At 45.6% G+C, this 17051-nt stretch carries 14 protein-coding genes; 2 read left to right on the top strand and 12 right to left on the bottom strand.

Going from position 1 to position 17051, the window contains the following annotated elements; translation table 11 throughout:
* Nucleotides 1–542 precede the first annotated feature (542 nt).
* The 4 genes from scfB to MHH50_RS03455 form a co-directional block, all read right to left on the bottom strand.
* Complete coding sequence (scfB, locus tag MHH50_RS03470) at nt 543–1937, bottom strand: thioether cross-link-forming SCIFF peptide maturase (RefSeq protein WP_340033939.1); 1395 nt, start codon at nt 1935–1937, stop codon at nt 543–545.
* Nucleotides 1938–2059: 122 nt separating this feature from the next.
* Nucleotides 2060–2209, bottom strand: coding sequence for a six-cysteine ranthipeptide SCIFF (gene scfA, locus MHH50_RS03465; protein WP_076098734.1), 150 nt, complete (start codon nt 2207–2209; stop codon nt 2060–2062).
* Between the two features lie 601 nt (nt 2210–2810).
* Nucleotides 2811–3593, bottom strand: coding sequence for a response regulator (locus MHH50_RS03460; RefSeq protein ID WP_036684791.1), 783 nt, complete (start codon nt 3591–3593; stop codon nt 2811–2813).
* Nucleotides 3568–5154, bottom strand: coding sequence for a histidine kinase (locus MHH50_RS03455; RefSeq protein ID WP_340033938.1), 1587 nt, complete (start codon nt 5152–5154; stop codon nt 3568–3570). Before MHH50_RS03455 ends, MHH50_RS03460 begins: the two co-directional genes overlap by 26 nt.
* A gap of 272 nt (nt 5155–5426) precedes the next feature.
* Here MHH50_RS03455 and MHH50_RS03450 point away from each other — a divergent pair, with 272 nt between their 5' ends.
* Nucleotides 5427–7217 (top strand): flavocytochrome c, encoded by a 1791-nt coding sequence (locus MHH50_RS03450; protein ID WP_340033937.1) that lies wholly within the window; start codon nt 5427–5429, stop codon nt 7215–7217.
* An 834-nt stretch (nt 7218–8051) separates the two neighbouring features.
* On the opposite strand, the gene rlmD is transcribed toward MHH50_RS03450, so the two are convergent.
* From rlmD to MHH50_RS03430, 4 genes are all read right to left on the bottom strand, one after another.
* A complete protein-coding gene (rlmD, locus tag MHH50_RS03445; RefSeq protein WP_340033936.1) occupies nt 8052–9617 on the bottom strand; it encodes a 23S rRNA (uracil(1939)-C(5))-methyltransferase RlmD in 1566 nt (521 codons plus the stop codon).
* 64 nt (nt 9618–9681) lie between these two features.
* Nucleotides 9682–10572 (bottom strand): diacylglycerol kinase, encoded by an 891-nt coding sequence (locus MHH50_RS03440; RefSeq protein ID WP_036680719.1) that lies wholly within the window; start codon nt 10570–10572, stop codon nt 9682–9684.
* A gap of 230 nt (nt 10573–10802) precedes the next feature.
* Complete coding sequence (locus MHH50_RS03435; RefSeq protein ID WP_076306661.1) at nt 10803–11573, bottom strand: CbiX/SirB N-terminal domain-containing protein; 771 nt, start codon at nt 11571–11573, stop codon at nt 10803–10805.
* A 3-nt stretch (nt 11574–11576) separates the two neighbouring features.
* Nucleotides 11577–11867 (bottom strand): YerC/YecD family TrpR-related protein, encoded by a 291-nt coding sequence (locus MHH50_RS03430; RefSeq protein ID WP_019913624.1) that lies wholly within the window; start codon nt 11865–11867, stop codon nt 11577–11579.
* A gap of 429 nt (nt 11868–12296) precedes the next feature.
* On the opposite strand from MHH50_RS03430, the gene MHH50_RS03425 reads away from it, so the two are divergent.
* A complete protein-coding gene (locus MHH50_RS03425; protein ID WP_038568686.1) occupies nt 12297–12857 on the top strand; it encodes a hypothetical protein in 561 nt (186 codons plus the stop codon).
* 82 nt (nt 12858–12939) lie between these two features.
* Here MHH50_RS03425 and corA read toward each other — a convergent pair whose 3' ends face one another.
* The 4 genes from corA to MHH50_RS03405 form a co-directional block, all read right to left on the bottom strand.
* Nucleotides 12940–13899 (bottom strand): magnesium/cobalt transporter CorA, encoded by a 960-nt coding sequence (gene corA / locus MHH50_RS03420; RefSeq protein WP_340033935.1) that lies wholly within the window; start codon nt 13897–13899, stop codon nt 12940–12942.
* Between the two features lie 928 nt (nt 13900–14827).
* Entirely contained in the window at nt 14828–15322 is a 495-nt protein-coding gene (locus tag MHH50_RS03415; protein ID WP_340033934.1) for a hypothetical protein, read from the bottom strand.
* Between the two features lie 81 nt (nt 15323–15403).
* On the bottom strand, nt 15404–16396 hold the full coding sequence (locus MHH50_RS03410; protein ID WP_036686873.1) for an inorganic phosphate transporter: 993 nt from the start codon (nt 16394–16396) through the stop codon (nt 15404–15406).
* Nucleotides 16397–16409: 13 nt separating this feature from the next.
* Nucleotides 16410–17027 carry a DUF47 family protein gene (locus MHH50_RS03405; protein WP_036686871.1) on the bottom strand — a complete coding sequence of 206 codons (618 nt, stop codon included), beginning with the start codon at nt 17025–17027 and terminating at the stop codon, nt 16410–16412.
* Nucleotides 17028–17051 lie beyond the last annotated feature (24 nt).

Raw genomic sequence — 17051 nt, 5'->3', positions numbered from 1 at the left:
TCACAACACCTCTTCCTATAATTCCTTCAATAACAATCAGAACAGCTCGATGATTTTTTAAACGGCTGCATTATCGTATCAGCTTCTGTATCTATATTTGCTTATTTTGGGAGTAATGAACATGGCGAAAGTATTACAAATGGGTATATATTTTCACATTTTATCCAATTCCTCTAGCGTTGGACTGAGAAAGCCCTCCAGTTGTTGCTGCAATTTGCTCTAGAACATGTAATTCCGCCTTCAATAACAAAACAGAGGACAGGCTTGTTGGCTCCGGGTTTGCCCCTTCTCCATACATCCGATCCTCAATCTCTTCACTTCTTTAGCCCCGCCCTGCTCCTTGCTTCCAAATTTATCGAGCAACGCACAGAATTTATTCCATAGATTCAGATTAAAAAACGATTAGTGATCTGCCCTTTACAGAAACCGATCCCTTTCTTGTTTTACGGTCCTCCTTCTCTAAATCATACAAAAACCGAGAAAGGTCACTTTATTTAAAAGTGTCTATTTCTCGGTTACAGTTTATCAAGCAGTTACGTTAACTAGTTAGGTTGCTCTTCCATCGCTCTAATAGATTCATCAACCTTCACCATCATGGAACATTCGACTCTTTTGCGGAAGATGTCACAGCTGAAGTCATAGGTTCCGACCAGGGAACCCGTCGCGTGCAGCGCATTGGCAGGACAACCGCCGCTGCAGTAGAGTTTCGCCCAGCAGTCCTTACATTCCGGCTTCGAGTAGCAGTTACTCTCTTTAAATTGACATTGCAGCTCAGGTTGTGTGATGCCATCCCAGAGATTTCCCATGCTGTACTCTTCATCCCCTACGAACTGGTGGCAAGGAAAAAGCTCTCCCCAAGGGGTGACAGCAAGATATTCGGTTCCCGAACCACAGCCAGTGATTCTCTTCTGGATGCAAGGTCCTTCCGAGAGGTCAAGCATGTAGTGATAAAAGGTAAATCCCTTGCCTTGTTCACCGCGCCCGATCATTTCCTTGGCGAGAATTTCGTACTGGTTGTATATCTCCGGGAGGTCCTCCTCGGTAAGTGCATAGGGTTCCCTTGGATCACAAATGACCGGTTCCATCGAGATTTTGTCAAAACCAAGATCTGCGATATGAAATATATCATTGGTGAAATCAACATTGTTACGGGTATAGGTTCCTCGTACATAGTACTCTTGGTCTCCGCGCTTACGAACGAATTCCTGGAACTTCGGAAGAATATGATCATAGCTGCCTTTTCCGTTAACCGTTTGGCGAAGCCGGTCATGAACCTCTTTTCTTCCATCCAGGCTTAATACGACATTGTACATTTCCTGATTTAAAAACTCGGTGACCTCATCGTTCAGCAGCATCCCGTTCGTCGTGAAGGTGAAGCGGAACTTCTTTTTGTATTCTTGTTCTTTGCTTCTTGCATAAGCTACGATCTGTTTAACCACTTTCCAAGCCAAGAGCGGTTCCCCGCCAAAAAAGTCGATGTCCAGGTTTCGATGATGACCCGAATTTTCAAGCAGGTAATCGATAGCTTTTTGTCCAACCTCATAGCTCATGATTGCTCGATCTCCGTTGTATTTCCCTTGGCTAGCGAAGCAATAGTCGCATGATAGATTACAGGTATGCGCAACATTGAGGCAGAGTGCCTTAACATAAGTTTTCCGTTTTTTTAAATCAAGCGAGAGGTTCTCATACTCATCTTTTGTAAAAAGCTGACCATCATTTATAAGCTCCTCGATATCCACGATGGTTTCTCGAATGTCACTCTCAGAAATGCTGGAATCATGCTTATATTTCTCTAACATCATTGTCACGATTTGGTCGACAGAAGTTTTCTCATAAAGCGCTATAATTTCATATGCTAGGTCATCAACAACATGTACTGAGCCACTGTAAGTGTCGAGCACGATATTGTATCCATTTAGTTTATATTGATGAATCATACTTACTAATCAAGCTCCTTTTGCACACAAGTAGAAACGGCTTTGCCATCCTTTAGAGGAAGCGTCCATTTCTTAAAAATAGCCGCCCATCAGCAGAGCAATGGGCGGTAAAATTCCGAATCCTATCTGTTCATTGCATTTTCACACTTCTGGTTTGCAACGCCGCAGGAAGTTTTACAAGCGGACTGGCAAGAGGTCTGGCATGCGCCGCATCCGCCGTGTTTTGCGGTATCCATCAGTTTGCGGGTGCTCAGTGTTACGATTCTTTTCACGATAAATAACTCCTTCTGTAATTTCTTGTGATCACTTTCACTTAATTTCCATGGAACATCGTAGCAACATCACGCAGGTACGTCTATGATGCCTGTCACCTAGCAGAGCAGAGAGGGGTTAAACATAAGCATCAACACTAATTTTCGTGCAGTCTTTCATGCTTGTGATCGTAGGATGCGGCAGCGGGAACCAGAGTCAGAGCAATGCTAAAAAAGTGAAACAAAAAAGAGACGGCAATGATGCCATCTCTTTAACAACATTTTTTCTCATACTTGTCCGTAAAGTCCAATAAATATAAGGATTTCATAGCACTGTATCCTTCCTTACCAGTAGAGCGACACTCTCCACATACGTGGGTGGACAATGTGAACAAACTTATATGAGGAGCCCTAAGACACTTCCAGACAGTTTATCTGCTCTTGAATATTCAATGAAGTTATTTATTTTTATAATGTACTACGCCTTAGTTCATAAAAATATTGCACTATTGGATGCTTTAACTTCATCTTCTCGCTCATGTTTAAAATCCAACCGTTTTGATAGAAGGCGGCTCCGAGCATAGCATCTATGGCGTGCTGCAGAGGGACGAGAATGGCCCTCCTATCCATAACCGAACGGATGCTTTTTGTACTCTAAGGGGCTTGAGCCGACTCTATTTTTGAACACACGACTAAAATAGTACTGGCTCTTATACCCTACCTTCACGGCCAGATCCCCGATTTTGATATTCGGCATTACGTCATCCAGAATCTCCTTCGCCTTCGATATCCGAAGCTCAGTGACATAGTCAAGGAATGAAGCACCGATTTCTTGCTTCATACGCTTGCTAAGATAGGTTTGGTTGATATGAAATAGTGCTGCTACTCGAGTAATAGACAGCTCCGGATCCTGATAATGACTGTCAATATACTCGGTCACTTTTTGGATAAGCACTGTTCCATCCCCTGTATACCCGGGAAGCTCCCGCTCCTTATCCACCCTGCCTTCATGTGAATGCAAAGGATATTTTACCTGAAGATGCTCATCGATCCGATGAAGCAGCTTGTTCAGATCACTCTTCGGCACAGGTTTCAATACATAATCGAATGCTTGCAGTTGCACGGCTTGACGCGCATATTCAAAGTTATCGTACCCGCTGATGATGACAACCAGAACCGACGGGCAGCGTTCGCGCAATATATTCATCAGATCGAGCCCATTCATATTCGGCATGTTGATGTCCACAAGACATACATGTGGTGGGGCTTCCTCCACCATATTCAATGCTTCGTTTGCACTTTTCGCTTCTCCTGCAACCTCAAAAAGATACGGACTCTCCTCAATGTATTGTCGCAAGCCTTTGCGAATGATCGTTTCATCATCGACGATGACAATCTTCCACATCTTCATTCCACTCCCCGTCCAAAGGTATTCGAATGACCATAACGGTAATGCCATCTTCGCTCTTCACTGCAAGGCCATATGGCACTCCGTAAGCTAGTCGAATGCGATGGTTTACACTGTATAGCCCAAAGCCTGTGGCAGAACGATCATATGTATCATCAAGAAGGGCTTGATTTATCTGCTCAAGCTTCTCTTCCGGAATCATAACCCCATTATTTTCAACCTTAATGACCAAATAATCGGCCTGTTTATATGCTGTAATCGAAATTTTGCACTTTTGATACCCAAGTGGCTTAATCCCGTGATAAATCGCATTTTCCACCAAAGGCTGCAGTATGAAGCGAACAACTTGGCACTGAGCAAGCTTTTCATCATATCGAAGCTCGTAGTCCAGAATCTCCTCATATCGCACACCTTGAATATGAAGATAACTCTCGACATGGTACAACTCCTGATCAAGCAGAATGTAGGGACTGCCTGTGCCAAGCCCTAATCGGAAATACGCGCTAAGCGCTTCCACCATCTCCACCACATTGTCTGCTCCATGTTCCGTTGCCATCCACTGGATCGTATCCAATGTGTTGTATAAAAAATGCGGCTTGATCTGCTCATGAATCAGTCTGAGTTCCATCTCCTTTCGGTCCTGCTCCACAGCGTATAATTGAACAAGCATGTCATTGAAGCTTCGTCCAAGATCGCCGATCTCATCCGAGCGCGTAACATCTGCTCGTATGGTTTGGTTGCCGTTCTGCACATTTTCCATTACCTGGCGAAGCGACTGAATTGGACGAATAATGGAAGAAGCAAGCAGCACCAGAAAGACGATAAACGCACTACCGATAAGAACGCCTACCAGCAATGCAGTCCGCTGGGTTTTGATCACCGCTAACGATAGACTTGAATTCGGTACTTTGAGTACTAACTTCCAGCCTTCCACATTTTGAATTGGAGCCTCAAATACACTCATGTTCTTCTTATCTGCTGTATCCTCCGCTCCATCTTCTTCACCCAGCTCTCTGCAATCGACGATAAGCTGGCCTGACTGGTCATATAGCATTACATCTTGAGCAATCTCCCTCATCTTCTTGACGGAGACGGCTGCGGCAATATAAGCTACCTCATCATTCACCGATGGATTCACGCGATAAAGAATGACAACGATTTCGGCTGCATTCGCTTTGGATACGATCGGATTGCTTACCACATAATTGGAATCTGAATTCAGCAGTTTTCGATAGTAGGGTCGGTTTAGTATCGAAAAAGGCTTGTCCCTTGCTGACCAGGAATTTCCGTGAATATCCACCACGCGTATGGATTCGTACTCTACTTTCTTCTTCGCCTCGAACTTATCGAACTCTTGCAGCAATTCATCTCGTGTCCACTGATGGTCCGAAGCTAGAGAAGCAAGCATGTCTATCTCTCCAATGCGCTGATTAAACCAATAATCAATCTGGTCGCTGCGTGCAGTAACCACTTGCTGCGTTAAGTTCTTATTCAAAGGGACAACCGTATGGTTCATCTCCAAATATATTGTTACAAGCAATGCAACGAACAGCAGCAAGAAGCAGCCTCCTGCGATTAACGTAATTTTTAAGTGAATTGATTTCATTGTAATCATAGCCCTTCACAATATCCGTTTCTTACATGCCCGAAAAAGACAAAAAAACACTAATCTGTGCAAATACATAATGCTGTACTAAATCTATAATAGGTCTTGTGCATATTTTCACATGAAATAACATTCATGTCTAGGCTAGAGATAAAGGATTTGCCTAGCAAATCTTCCTCTCCCTAGTGTATGTAACCAATCCACAACAGAATGAAGGAGATATTATGCGAACTCACACGAAAAAGCTGTTATCTATTCTACTAGTCCTCAGTCTTATGTTCACGCTTGCTGCCTGCGGCAGTAAAGATGCAGAACCCGCTGCAGATGCAAACGGAGTGCAAGTCTTTGAAGGAGTTGGGCAAGGTAAACATGGCGATATTAAAGTACAAGTCTCCTTATTAGATAACAAGATCACTGACATTAAAGTGACAGAGCATAAGGAAAATGAAGTACTTGCAGAACCTGTTTATACGCAGCTCAAGCAAGAGGTCATGGCAACTAACAGCGCAAAAGTTGATGCCATTAGCGGATCTACAGTTACAAGCAAAGGATATCTCGAAGCCATTCAAGATGCAATTACGAAGTCTGGACTTACCCTTGTCGCTGGCGCTGCAGTCAGTGGAAGCAAAGACAAAGAAGAAGTCGAGCAAACCTATGATGTTGTCGTCATCGGTGCCGGGGGTGCTGGCTTTAGTGCGGCTATCGAAGCGAAGAGCGCTGGAGCTAATGTAGTTCTGCTCGAGAAAATGCCAGCTGTTGGCGGCAACACATTGATCTCCGGTGGTGAGATGAATGCGCCTGACAACTGGGTTGAACGTGCTCTTGGCATCACAGATGACACGGCTGACTTGTTCTATAATGATACGATGAAAGGCGGAGACAATCTCGGGGATCCAAAGATGGTTCGTATTCTTGCCGACAATGCTCTAGCATCTGCCGAATGGCTGCGCGATGATATCAAGGTAGAGTTCTTACCTGATCATCTGTTCCAATTTGGTGGCCATTCCAGAAAACGTGCGTTGATTCCTGTAGGTCATACAGGTGTTGAATTGATTACTAAGTTAAAAGCCAAAACAGACGCTGATCAAATCACGATCAAAACGAATATGAAAGCCGAAACCTTGCTGAAGGACGAAAGCGGCAAAGTAACAGGTGTAACTGCGACTTCGGGTACTGGCGACAAGATCACATTCCATGCGAACAAAGGCGTCATCATCACTACCGGTGGTTTTGGATCCAATGTAGAGATGCGTAAGAAGTATAACCCTACAATGGATGAAAAATATATGACTACCGATACACCAGGATCTACAGGTGACGGTATCGTTATGGCAGAAACGATTGGCGCCAAACTGACAAACATGGAGAGTATTCAAACGTATCCAATCTGTAATCCCGAGACAGGTGTTATTTCTCTGGTTGCAGACTCCCGCTTCGATGGTGCAATCCTGATTAACCAAGAAGGCAAGCGCTTCGTTGAGGAATTAGAACGTCGTGACGTTATTTCTAAAGCAATTCTTGCCCAAACGGGTGGATATACGTATCAATTATGGAATCAAGGCATTGAGGATATCGGTAAAACGATCGAAGTTCATCAAGACGAATACGATCAACTCGTTAAACAAGGCTTGCTCTTTAAAGCCGATACGATTGAAGAGGCCGCTGATTTCTTTAAAATTGACGTGAACACTTTGAAAGAAACGATTAATAAAGTAAATGATTATGCGAAAACAGGTAAAGACCTTGATTTCAAACATCGCGGTGGATTGAAATCTCTTGAAAAAGGCCCTTACTACATCGAAAAAGCTGTACCCTCCGTTCACCATACAATGGGCGGCTTGGTGATCGACGAGAAGACTCGCGTTTTGAATGAAAAAGGCGAAGTCATCCCTGGGTTGTTCGCTGCAGGTGAAGTAACAGGGGTCATTCATGGTACAAACCGTCTTGGCGGTAATGCCATCGCTGATATCTTCACATTCGGCCGGATTGCAGGCAAACAAGTTGTAGCAGAGTAATCTTATTTTTTGTGTAACTGCTCTATTAATAAGTTAGCCTTAAAAACGTGCAAGATAGTTCGTAAAGTGCAGGTTGACTCTAACTTTCAAGCTGCCCTCTATGACATAGCAAACCGCCCTGTTAGCAACAATGCGAACAGGGCGGTTTGCTATGTATTCGTGTCATCGGCATGAAAAAAATAAGCACTGTGATCAAAAGTGTGACCACGATGATCTTCACGATTTTTTTATGGTGGAGCCTAGGGGCTACGCTCGTCTAACTCGCTGCTCTTTTATCGTTCCAAAAAAAGGAATATTATTCCACTTTGTTTTTACTTTCATTGCATTTCTCTCCTTTAACTGAATGTGAAAAAGCGCAGGAACTTGTCCCTGCGCCATGCTTCCGCAATATGCGGAAACAAAAAAAGCCCCATATGGTACCCTCGAAGGTTCCATATGGGGCTGACTTTTTGCAGGATCATTAATAAATGAGAAAGAGCCCTCACGGATAATAGGCATAGACCTACTTCGTAAGAGCTTTATTATGCAGATATGTGGTTGGCGAACGCTTCTAATTAATGGCCAGATATAATGGAAAAGCATATAGCCAACCAATGAATCTAATATATAATCGGATATTAATATTCAGGGAAATCCCTGATAAAATTTAATTCCCCGTGCTCGTCCACAAAAAATAGACGTTTTATGTTACTCGCCAAAGTTTTTACAAATATATTTTATGATATTATCCTCTGCTCGGCGTTTCGTAATACTTCAGTGTCCGAAGTTTCCGGGCGAATATGACTGGTCATTGCATACTCTTGCTGCAGCTGCGCTCTCGACTTCGCCTTGTTTTCATTTACATTCTTCTGTTACATCCCTGACCAACAAAGCCACCGACTCCACATGCACCGTATGCGGGAACATGTCCACCGGAGTTACCTCCACTGTCTTGTACCCTCCATCTTCGAGCACCCGCAAGTCTCTTGCCAGTGTCGACGGATTACACGACACATACACCACACGCTCCGGCTTCATAGCCAGGATCGTCTCCAAAAGTCGCGGATCGCAACCCTTTCGCGGAGGATCGACCACAATAACATCCGCCGTAATCCCCTGCTCTTTCCAGTTAGGGATTACATCCTCAGAGGCACCAACCTCGAACACTACATTCTTCATCTCATTTAACTTCGCATTCGCCCGAGCATCCTCAATTGCCTCAGGCACAATCTCTACTCCATATACCTTGGCTGCGTGCTGTGCCAGGAAGAGGGAGATCGTACCGATGCCGCAATAGGCATCGATAACCGTTTCATTGCCAGTCAGTCCGGCGTATTCTACGGTTTTTCCGTACAGCACCTCAGTCTGTGCCGGGTTCACTTGATAGAACGAACGCGCTGAGATAGCGAACTGTACATCGCCGATGTAGTCATAGATGACGTCTCTGCCCCACAGGACGCGGGTTTCGCCACCGAAGATGAAATTCGTACGCTGAGTGTTGACGTTCTGGCACATGCTGACTACATGCGGCAGCTGTTCGCGGATGCTGCCAATCCAGGCGTCCAGATGCGGGATGTCGCGGCCGTTGGTTACGAGGACGACCATCATTTCACCGGTGCGGAAAGCTTTCTTCACGACGACATGACGCAGCAGGCCACGACCGGTTTCTTCACTATAAGCAGAGATGCCAAGTTCTCTGCCAATGTCTTTCACCTTGCGCACAACGTCATCATTATCTTCGTGCTGGATTAAGCACGTCTCCATATCGATGATACGGTGACTTCCCCGTGCGTAAAAACCGCCTACAAGGCCACCTTCGGTTACGCCAATTGGTACCTGAGCCTTGTTGCGGTAACGCCAAGGTTCGTCCATGCCGAGTGTAGGGCGAACAAGAATGCCATCTGTCTGAGCTACTCCAGCGCCATCAGTCGTACCATCCACGATGCCACCATCGTTAGCACTATCTATCTGACTCTCAACAGCTTCATTCTCTTTGCTCTTTCCGCTATCCCCGCCACCACTCACCCGAAGCTTCCCAATCCGCTCCAGGTTGTCCACCACCAGCTGCCGTTTCCACGCCAGCTGAGCAGTGTAGTCCATATGCTGCAGTTGGCAGCCGCCGCATTGGTCATAGATCTCGCAAGGCGCCGCGATGCGGGCGCTGCTCGCTTCTACTATATTCAGCAGTTTGGCGTAGCCATACTGCTTTTTGGTCTTGAGCACCCTTGCCCGGACTTTCTCTCCGGGAAGGGCTCCCTGCACAAAAAGGGTAAAGCCTTCTACGCGGCCTACCCCTTCACCTTCATGGGTCATGCCGATAATATCGAGCATAACCTCATCATTTTTATTCACAGGCAGTCCGGCGACAGGCGCCTTGCCGGCTGGGCGGCTGGTGCTGCGTCCACTGCGGTGTTTACTCATTATTTATAGTTCACTTCTTTCATTATCATCGCTGTATAATCCCACACTCTTGCTTTCAATCAACCTAATTATTCTGAGCAAAAATCCGCAGATGCTGCGGCAAAATCCGAAAACGACCCGGCAGCTCTCCGCCAAGTTCTCCATCCAAGTTCAATTGGACATGCCCTGGAGAGATTACATCCATTGCATCCGTACGGAAATACACAACCTTTTTATCCTGCAAATGCTCGCCACGAAGGGCCAATCTAACCAAACGGACAAACTCTGCCAAGTTGCATTTTTTAACCGCAATAACATCTAACAGACCGTCATCGATTCGAGCGCCGGGAGCAAGCTTTTCAAAGCCGCCAACAGAATTCGTATTTGCAATCAGGAACAGCATAAACTCATCATGAATAACCTCCTGCCCATTGGCACGAATGATTAGTTCCTGAGGAGATAGGCTGACCATTTTTTCAATACCTTTTAAATAGTACGCAAGCTGCCCTATCATGGTCTTCAGCTTACTGGGAACTTCATAGGTCAGTTCGGTTAGACTGCCACCGCCTGCTATATTAATGAAATAACGATCATTGGCTTTACCGATATCAATCGGACGCGACTCTTGACGAAGGATCAAATCAACGGAATCTTCCCAATTCTTCGGGATCCCCATCGCACGTGCAAAATCATTGGTAGTCCCAAGTGGCAATACGCCAAGCGGGGGGAGATTAGGTTTCTCCGCCATACCATTGATAACCTCATTTAAAGTGCCATCCCCACCGGCTGCTATGATTAGATCATAACCGCGCTCTACTGCATCCGCAGCAGCTAACATAGCATCGCCTTCTCCGGTCGTTGCATGGCAGGAGGCTTCAATGCCACCCGTATCCAGCCGGTCCAAAATGTCGGCGAGCCGCTTCTTCATTTCTTCCCGTCCAGAAGTGGGATTATAAATCAATCTCGCAGTTTTCATTACCGGAACGCCACCTGTTTTTTATAATAGAATAACCTAATTGATTATACCTAATTCGGACCACTACAATCAATGTCAGAGGACATTTATCGTAAATATTCCATTATAAAACAATTCACGACACCTTATTAGGCAAAAATAACTATATATATGTCTATGCAGCAAATCCCGTATTATCCACGGAAATGGGCACTATTTTTCATGATTAAGTGGGCTAAAAAGGAAACTTTTTAACTCTTTTTTCGAATCTGTTCGAGGAGTGTCTCTACCTGTCTCTCAATCCAATGCGCAAGTAGCGGGTGCGGCAAAAGCGTCTGGCCAGAATACTTATAGGTTAACCCTTTAAGTCTGTTCGGAACCACATGTTTAGTGAAATAACCTTCACTCAAAAAAAGCGGCGCCACCAATACCTCGTGACCCTGCTCCTGCCAATACTCCACTTTGCTTCTTACACTGTCCGGATTCAGCAGACCATAATCGGCCGCCGCTACGCCGCTCACCTCACGTACACGTCCTGCCAGTGAAGAGATGCCCTGCTGCCAACGCTGGCGGAAGCCATCATAAATGCTGCCGTGACCTACCAACAGAATCGTCTCACGTTCAGGTTCCGTAGACAGCTTACGGAGCTTGTCCCAGATCATCACAGCGATGTCCGGGTCATCGTCGACAGGATAACCATAGTGAACCTTAGCCTTCACGTGGAACGGCTCTAAATCGGTCTCACGTTCAGGTGCAGGTTTAGCCCCTAGTGCATATTCTATTTCATCGACATGTGTGCTTCCCGAGGAAACGAACAATGGGATCACAATTATATCTGTGACCCCTGCATGTTCCAGTTCATTTATTCCATCTTGAATCAGACGGCCCTCTACCAGCTCTAAAAAAGAGATCACCACTGGCATCTCTTCATCTAGCGATAATTCGCTTACGGCCTCTTCCACGATCGACACCCAAACCTCGTCGCGGGAGCCGTGACTGATAATAAGTACGCCCGGTACCATAAATTAGCGTCCCAAACGTTCCAGCGTTAATTTATAACCATCATTTCCGTAGTTCAGGCAACGTTTTACACGGGAAATAGTAGCTGTACTTGCTCCTGTCTCTGCTTCGATCTGATTGTAGGTCGAACCTTTGCCAAGCATACGCGCTACTTCCAGTCGTTGCGACAGCGATTGAATCTCGTTCACGGTGCACAAATCATCAAAGAAAACATAACATTCTTCCATATTCTTTAATGTTAAAATGGCTTCAAATAATTGGTCTATACTTTTATCATTTAACTTCTTAAGTTGCATCAATTTTTCATCCCCTAAAAGTTCTATCAGCATTAGTTTCTCTGATTAAGCTCCGTACAAAACTAGCTCCGGAAACATCAACCTAATGTCACTATCCTGCCTTTACTATATTGCACTGGAGCGCATTTTTCAAGCATTAACGATTTCACGCTGTAAAGAACGAAAATGATGGACAAACGTCCACCCCACGCGCACACCATTTATGTACCCCAATACAAGTATTTTTCTCTACATAAGAATTATCGCCTACACTATAGTACTACAAAAGCGCCGAAAATCAAGCTCGTACACGGTTTCTTCACTACTTTAACCTGTTTATAGGCATACGCCCTTTTCCGCTCCTATCCCTATTACCCGGGCATTCGTCTATACCGTATGTTCGCCCATGACATACAGTATAGCAGACCACTAACAAAGGAATGTGATATTATGCCTGATCATTACTATAATCATTCCCGCCGGAATCAGCGTTCACTGAGCGATTCGTATAATGCCTCTGCCTATCCTGGCCTCAGCTCATATGCGCCCTCAGCTCTCCCAGGTGAGACCGGAATCCTTCCTGCTTTAGGAGCAGAAGCTGCCACCGAAACTGCGCTAGCGCTCCCTGCAGCTGAAGCTGCAACAAAGGCAAGCGGCGGGCTTGCCGGACTGCTCAGCGGCTTAGGCGGCGGTGGCGGAATTGGTGGGAATATGGAGCAAATCAAAGGTATCATCGATCGTATGGGCGGCATTGACGGGATCGTAAACTCTATGGGTAAAGTACAAAAGGTGATGTCCGGCTTCCAGCAGATGGCTCCAATGGTTAAGCTGTTCATGGGTAGCTTCGGTAAAAACAAAGGCGCAGCAGGCGCACTAGCCGCCGAAGAGGATGCCGCCCTGTACAGTCCTAATCGCCGCAAAAAAAAGCGCTCCACCTCACCCCGTCGCAAATCTACTACAACTACTCGCCGGCGCTCTACTTCTTCCACCGGAAAACGTCGCCGCAAATAGCGGTGACGTTTTCTAGCTATGTATCAGAAAAACAGCAATTCTCGCGGGAAAGAGATTTGCTGTTGGCGCTTCTGCTCTATTTTCACTTAAACCAGCCACTCCGTCGGAACCATCGGAACATCCCAAAACCAACCACCACCATAAACAGCAGCACACCAAAATAACCATACTTCCACTCTAGTTCAGGCATCTTCACAAAGTTCATCCCGTAGATCCCGGCGATAAGCGTCAGCGGCATGAATACAGTGGTGATTACCGTTAGTGTTTTCATAATCGAATTCATCCGGTTGGAATTGAGTGAAATGTAGCTGTCACGCAAATCCGCTGTCATTTCCCGATCAGCCTCAATCATATCGGAGAGTTTTAGCAGATGGTCATAAATGTCGCCAAAATAAATCCGTTCCTCGCCGTTGCTCTGGACATGCTGTGAATTCACGATCCGGTACATCAAGTCGCGCATCGGCACAATCGTCCGCCGCATTTTGAGCAGCCTTCCGCGCACGCCAAACACCTGGCTCATCAATTCCTCCACCGACTCACTGCTGCCGCTGCTCTCCAGATCCGCAAGCTCGTCCTCTAAACTGTAGAGACATGGAAAATACTTGTCCACCAGCTTGTCCATCACCGTATATGCAGCTGCCATCGGCCCACCCGACCAGCCTTTTCGACTATGTATTTCGCTTTTCACTTGTTCCCACGCTTCATTCATCTCTGCTTTTTCCTGATGGTGATAGGAGACAAGAAAGTTCGCGCTTAAAAATAGGTCAACCTCCTCAGCATCCAACGTCCGCTCATTCAGCGCATGCAGCACAAAAAACTGCACATTCTCATAATGATCCAGCTTTGGCCGCTGCAATACATGCATACAGTCCTCTATCGCCAAGGGGTGAAAATGAAAATATTGATCCAGCAAAAGCGTCTCTTCTGGCGTAGGCGTAGCAAAGTCTGCCCATATCCAAGCATAATCCTCCAGCCGGATATTTTGCAGAGGGATCTCTGTCAGCACCTCACCTTTATGTGTGACAACAAGTGTACGTATCATAAATGTTCCTCCGCTTCATCTTCTTCCACGCCTCTATTGTACAGCAAGAAGACAACTCTTCCAAAAAGCAAAAAACATAGCCAGCAGCACCGCTCAAGCTAGACTAAGAAACATTTGGTGCTTCGTCGTTCGTTAATGCTCCATTCATTTGTGTAAGGTTAGTTGTGCGGGGGGCGAGCTATCCTTATTCTCTGCTGTCGGTATCGGGTTTATGAGTGAGATGAATTCATAGCTGTGAATTACTATCGCTATTTTCACTAATTAGTTGGTGAAAAGGTGCTCATTAGGAATGGTAAACAACCCTTCGATCGTAAGCAGACGGACCTTGATTTCGCAAAAGATTAAGTTCATCGCCTCGCGTTCATTTACCGTAAGTAACATATGTTTTACTTTGGGCTGATAGTGACCGTGGGATAGGGATGCAATTCTTGACTGTAAAGTTCAAGTTGAGTGCGGGCGGGATAATGGAAATAAGGCGATATTCTTCGACGGCAGAAAAGCAGGGAGAAAGGTAAGGGTTGGGTTGGGTTGGGTTGGGTTGGGTTGGGTTGGGTTGGGTTGGGTTGGGTTGGGTTGGGTTGGGTTGGGTTGGGTTGGGTTGGGTGCACTGGATTCCGTTGAAATGTATTACGTTAGGCTGTTGAGTTAATTTGTGTTAGGTTACTTTGTGCAGGGCTGGACTTCGATGTGCTCGATTCTGCTGAAATGAGACAAGTTGGACAGTGCTGATTTAATTTGGGCTAGGTTACGTTACGATGGACTGGATTTAGGTGCGCTGGGTTCCCTTGAAATGTGTTAAGTTGGGCTGGTCCAACCTCATACAAGTCAGGTTCCATCGTTCTAAGACATATATGCCCTTCCTTTTACTTCTTCGACCCTATTCTACTAATTCTAAGGCATTTATGTCTTTATTTTTGCTTCTTCGACGTTAGTTCACCAATTCTAAGGCATTTATGCCTTTCTTTCTGCTTCTTCGACGAAGTGTCTCCAATTCTAGGGCAATTATGCTCTTCTTTTTGTCACCATCCTCGAATTTCGTAAATTCTACGGGATTTATACCGTACATTCCCCCTCCAACGCCAAACTTCGTCATTTCTACGGGATATATACCGCACAATCCCCATCCATAGCCAAACTTCGTCACTTCTACGGGATTTATACCGTACATTCCCCCTCCAACGCCAAACTCCGCCACTTCTGCGGGATTTATACCGCACATTCTCCCTCCGACGCCAAACTTCGTCACTTCTACGGGATTTATACCGTACATTCCCCCTCCAGCGCCAAACTTCGTCATTTCTACGGGATTTATAACGTACATTCCCCCTCCAGCGCCAAACTCCATCATTTCTACGGGATTTATACCGTACATTCCCCCTCTAGCGCCAAACTTCGTCATTTCTACGGGATTTATACCGTACATTCTTCACCCATCCTCATGTCCACACAACAAAAAAAGATGTCCGCAGCCCAATGGCTAACTGACATCTTTATTAAAGGGTGTTTAAAAAATGATTTTGAAAATCAGACCTGCTAATACCGCACTGATTGGAATCGTGATGAACCAAGTGACCACAATACGTCCGGCTACTCCCCATTTCACTGCAGAGAAACGTTTGGCAGAGCCTACCCCAAGGATCGCTGATGTGATCGCATGCGTTGAGCTTACTGGCAAATGCAGCAGCGTTGCTGAGAAAATAACAGATGCCGCGGAAATATCAGCCGCGAAACCGTTAATAGGTTCGATTTTGAAAATCTTCGTACCCATAGTCTTAATAATCTTCCAACCACCGATGGAGGTACCGAGCGCCATAGCCGTAGCTGCAGCTATCTTAACCCACAAAGGGATAACATCCATAGTTTCTTGACGTCCTGAGGTAACGAGTGCAAAAGTAATGATCCCCATCGCTTTTTGCGCATCATTCGTACCATGTGTGAACGACTGTAACGCTGCCGTAAGGACCTGCATAGAGCGGAAGCCCTTGTTGACCGTATGCGGACTACGCTTAGCAAAGATCCATTTCAGGATGGTCATGATAATATAACCGATAACAAACGCAATGATTGGGGAGAAAATCAGTCCTTCGACAATTTCCACAAACCCGCCCCAATTGATGTGTGCTGAGCCTGCCCCCACGTATACTGCACCCGCTAAAGCGCCGATCAGTGCATGAGACGATGAGGATGGAATCCCGAGCCACCAAGTGATCAAATTCCAAATAATCGAAGCAATCAGCGTGGCTATTATGATATCCAACCCATTTTCAAGCAAGGTCGGGTCGGTGATACTTCCGCCGATTTTTTTGGCCACACCTGTAAACATCAAGGCCCCAACAAAGTTCATCAGTGCTGCCATAATAATTGCTGTTCGCGGTTTTAAGGCACGTGTTGAGACAGAGGTAGCAATTGCGTTGGCCGTATCATGGAATCCATTGATAAAGTCAAACGCAAGCGCGAGAAATATAACAATTCCAAGAATCCATATAGATGTTTCCATATTCTAGTACCCCTTATGAGTTGCGCATGATGATCGATTCCAACATGTTGGCTACATCTTCACATTTGTCTGTAGTGGTCTCGAGCCGCTCATACAGTTCCTTGCGTTTAATCAGCTCAATCGGGTCTTTTACAGTTTCGAACAGGACCTTAGTACAAATACGCAGCACTTCGTCCCCTTGATTCTCAAGGTCATTCAGACGGATTGTATATTCACGGATCGCCAACAATTTCTTCTGGGAGAGCAAATGAACCGCTTTTTGGATTTCATAAGCACACTGGCGAAGAATTTCGGCGAATTGCACAATGTATTCATCCGGGTCAAGAAGGTTGTACATATAGAAACGTGAGGCGGATGCCTCCAGACCATCGATGACATCATCCATGCTTGTGATCAAGTCCATAATGTCGTCACGTTCAAGCGGCGTAATAAACGTCTTGTTCAATTCTTTGATGACGGTGTGCGTGTAAGTATCACATTGGGATTCGTACTTTTTCATCTCTGCAGCGAAATTATCGACATTATTCCGGAGATCAGTGATATTCTGAGCAAAATAATCTGCAGCTTGGACAATAGTATCGGCCATATTTTCCAGCGTCTCAAAGAATATGTCCTTTTTTCTCAACTTCATTGTTTTAAACCCCTTTACATAAAA

The organism is Paenibacillus sp. FSL H3-0302, assembly GCF_037982245.1.
Taxonomy (GTDB): domain Bacteria; phylum Bacillota; class Bacilli; order Paenibacillales; family Paenibacillaceae; genus Paenibacillus_AQ; species Paenibacillus_AQ odorifer.
This window is presented reverse-complemented; position numbering and strand designations above follow the sequence as displayed.